The 2,771-nt window shown below is 65.7% G+C and carries 4 protein-coding genes; 3 read left to right on the forward strand and 1 reads right to left on the reverse strand.

The features are described from left to right. Positions 1–160: 160 nt before the first annotated feature. Positions 161–739, reverse strand: coding sequence for a superoxide dismutase (locus tag AC04L7_RS15905; RefSeq protein WP_296278785.1), 579 nt, complete (start codon positions 737–739; stop codon positions 161–163). 157 nt (positions 740–896) lie between these two features. Between AC04L7_RS15905 and grxD the strand changes: the two genes are divergently transcribed. Genes grxD through AC04L7_RS15920 form a run of 3 tightly spaced genes read left to right on the forward strand, consistent with a single transcriptional unit; the run spans position 897 to position 2,559 of the window. After that, positions 897–1,217: a Grx4 family monothiol glutaredoxin gene (gene grxD, locus AC04L7_RS15910; protein ID WP_296278784.1), complete on the forward strand. Its 321-nt coding sequence runs from the start codon at positions 897–899 to the stop codon at positions 1,215–1,217. Then, positions 1,214–1,960, forward strand: coding sequence for an SDR family NAD(P)-dependent oxidoreductase (locus AC04L7_RS15915; protein WP_475513388.1), 747 nt, complete (start codon positions 1,214–1,216; stop codon positions 1,958–1,960). Before grxD ends, AC04L7_RS15915 begins: the two co-directional genes overlap by 4 nt. After that, positions 1,957–2,559 (forward strand): YhgN family NAAT transporter, encoded by a 603-nt coding sequence (locus AC04L7_RS15920; protein WP_299346323.1) that lies wholly within the window; start codon positions 1,957–1,959, stop codon positions 2,557–2,559. Before AC04L7_RS15915 ends, AC04L7_RS15920 begins: the two co-directional genes overlap by 4 nt. Positions 2,560–2,771 lie beyond the last annotated feature (212 nt).

Raw genomic sequence — 2,771 nt, forward strand, 5'->3', positions numbered from 1 at the left:
GCCATGGTGTTCTCCTCGGGGTTGGGACCACGGCTCCTGGAACGCCCGCGCACGCGCCGTTGTTGACGCGTGGCCTCGCCGCATTCATCGGCCAGCCAGCGTCGCAAAAAAAAACGGCCGGGTTTCCCCGGCCGTTTCCGAAGCGTGCAGGCGCCCGCGATCAGCGCAGGTTGCCGGCCACGAAGTCCCAGTTGACCAGGGCCCAGAACGATTCAACGTACTTCGGACGCGCGTTGCGATAATCGATGTAGTAGGCGTGCTCCCACACGTCGATCGTCAGCAGCGGCTTGTCTTCGCCCGTCAGCGGGGTGGCCGCATTCGACGTGCTGGCCAGCGCCAGCGAACCGTCCGGACGCTGCACCAGCCAGCCCCAGCCGGAACCGAAGGTGCCGATGGCGGTCTTGGTGAACTCTTCCTTGAACTTCGCGAAATCGCCGAACGCCTTGTTGATCAGTTCGCCCAGCTTGCCGCCTGGCTCTCCGCCGCCGTTGGGCTTCAGGCAGTTCCAGTAGAAGGTGTGGTTCCACACCTGCGCGGCGTTGTTGAACATGCCGCCCTGCGACTTGCGCACGATGTCCTCGAGCGATGCATCGGCGAACTCGGTGCCCTCGATCAGCTTGTTGAGGTTGTCGACGTAGGTCTTGTGATGCTTGCCGTAGTGGAAGTCGATCGTTTCGCCGGAAATGTGCGGCTCCAGCGCGGTGCGGTCGTAGGGCAGGGGGGGCAGTTCGATGGCCATGGCTCGGTTCCTTACGCTAGGCGGGTCAAAGGGGGATGCCCGGCATCGGTGGGCGATGCAAAGGCTTACACTATGCAATCCGCAGGCGCAGCCGGCGGAACGGACCGAAAGTGTACCCGACGGTGGTTGCCAAACCGTCAAGGAAGGAGAAATCAGCATGCCGGTGATGGAACGCATCCAGGCCGAAGTGGATGGCCACCCGATCGTCCTTTTCATGAAGGGCACGCCGCAGTTCCCGATGTGCGGTTTCTCCAGCCGTGCCGTGCATGCGCTGCGCGATGCCGGTGCCGAACACCTGCACGTCATCAACGTGCTGGAGGAGCCGGAGATCCGTGCGAACCTGCCGCGCTTCTCCAATTGGCCGACCTTTCCCCAGCTCTTCATCAATGGCGAACTGATCGGCGGCTGCGACATCACCCTGGAACTGCACGAATCCGGAGAGTTGCGGCGGATCGTGACCGAGGCCTTCGCTCCGTGAGTCTGGTCGGCCTCCCCACGCGCGCGCCGCGTGCGCTCGATCAGCGCGTCGTGCTGGTCAGCGGTGCCCATGGTGGCCTGGGCAGTGCCGCAGCGGTGGCGTGTGCTGAGGCGGGCGCCACCGTGGTACTGCTCGGACGCAAGGTGCCCAAGTTGAACCGCGTGTACGACGCGGTGGCCCAAGTCGGTGCGGAACCGCTGCTTTACCCGCTGGACCTCGAAGGTGCCACGCCCGACGACTATGCAGAACTCGCCGATCGCCTGCATGCTGGCTTGGGCCGGCTGGACGGCGTGCTGCATTGCGCGGCCGAGTTCAAGGGGCTGACCCCGCTCGAACACACCGATCCGGCGGCATTCGCGCGCGTCGTGCATGTGAACCTCACTGCGCCCTGGTGGCTGTCGCAGGCCTGCCTGCCCCTGCTCAAGCAGTCGGCCGACGYGGCTGTGGTCTTCAGTGTCGACGACCTGTCGCGTGTCGGGCAGGCCTATTGGGGCGCTTACGGCGTGGCCGAGCATGCGCTGACATCGCTGGTCGGCATGCTGCATGCCGAACTGGCCACCAGCCCCGTGCGGGTGTCCGCGCTGCAGCCGGGGCCGATGCGCACCGGGCTCCGCGCGCGCGCGTACGCCGACGACACCGACGCGCAGGCGTGYGAGGCGAAGGAATACGCCTCCGCCTGTGTCACCCTGCTGTCATCGGCAGGCGCCACGCACAGGGGGCAGATATGGAAGGTACGGGCATGACCGTCCTGTCGGCGGCCCTGCTGCTGTTCCTGATCCTGGATCCGCTGGGCAACGTCCCGGTGTTCCTCAGCGTGCTCAAGCCGCTGCCGCCGCGTCGCCAGCGCATCGTCGTGGTGCGCGAACTGCTGATCGCGCTCGCGGTACTCATGCTGTTCCTGTGGTGCGGCAAGTACGCGCTCGAAATGATGCACCTGCGGCAGGAGTCGGTGGCGATCGCCGGCGGCATCGTGCTGTTCCTGATCGGCGTGCGGATGATCTTCCCGCGTCCCGAGGGGTTAATGGGCGAACTCCCCGGCGGCGAGCCTTTCATCGTGCCGCTGGCTATCCCGCTGGTGGCCGGCCCCTCGGGCATGGCCGCCGTGATGTTGATGGGCAGCAACGACCCGTCCCGTCTTGGCGACTGGAGCCTGGCCCTGCTGCTGGCCTGGGGTGCCACCGCGGTGATCCTGTTCTCCGCGACCGTGCTGTACAAGTGGCTGGGCAGGAGCGTGCTGACCGCGATCGAGCGGCTAATGGGCATGCTTCTGGTCGCCATTTCCGTCCAAATGGTGCTCGATGGGGTGGGCACCTACCTGAAGTTGACCCCGCCCAACATCTGATGACGGCGGGTCTCCGGGCCTGTTGCCAGCGGGGCTGACGCGTGCCTTCCGCGAGTCGCTGCAGTGTCATGCTGCGGTGCGGAATATTGTCATGCCGCGGTCACAAAATGGTCCTATCGTGTTAACCTGTTATTAACCTCCGCGGACGCCGCGTGGGCCATGGGAACCCCTAGCACGCCCTCCAGAACCGACCCCACCGGGCGGTTCCGCAC

It is taken from the genome of Pseudoxanthomonas sp. LjRoot204_2 (assembly GCF_056175765.1).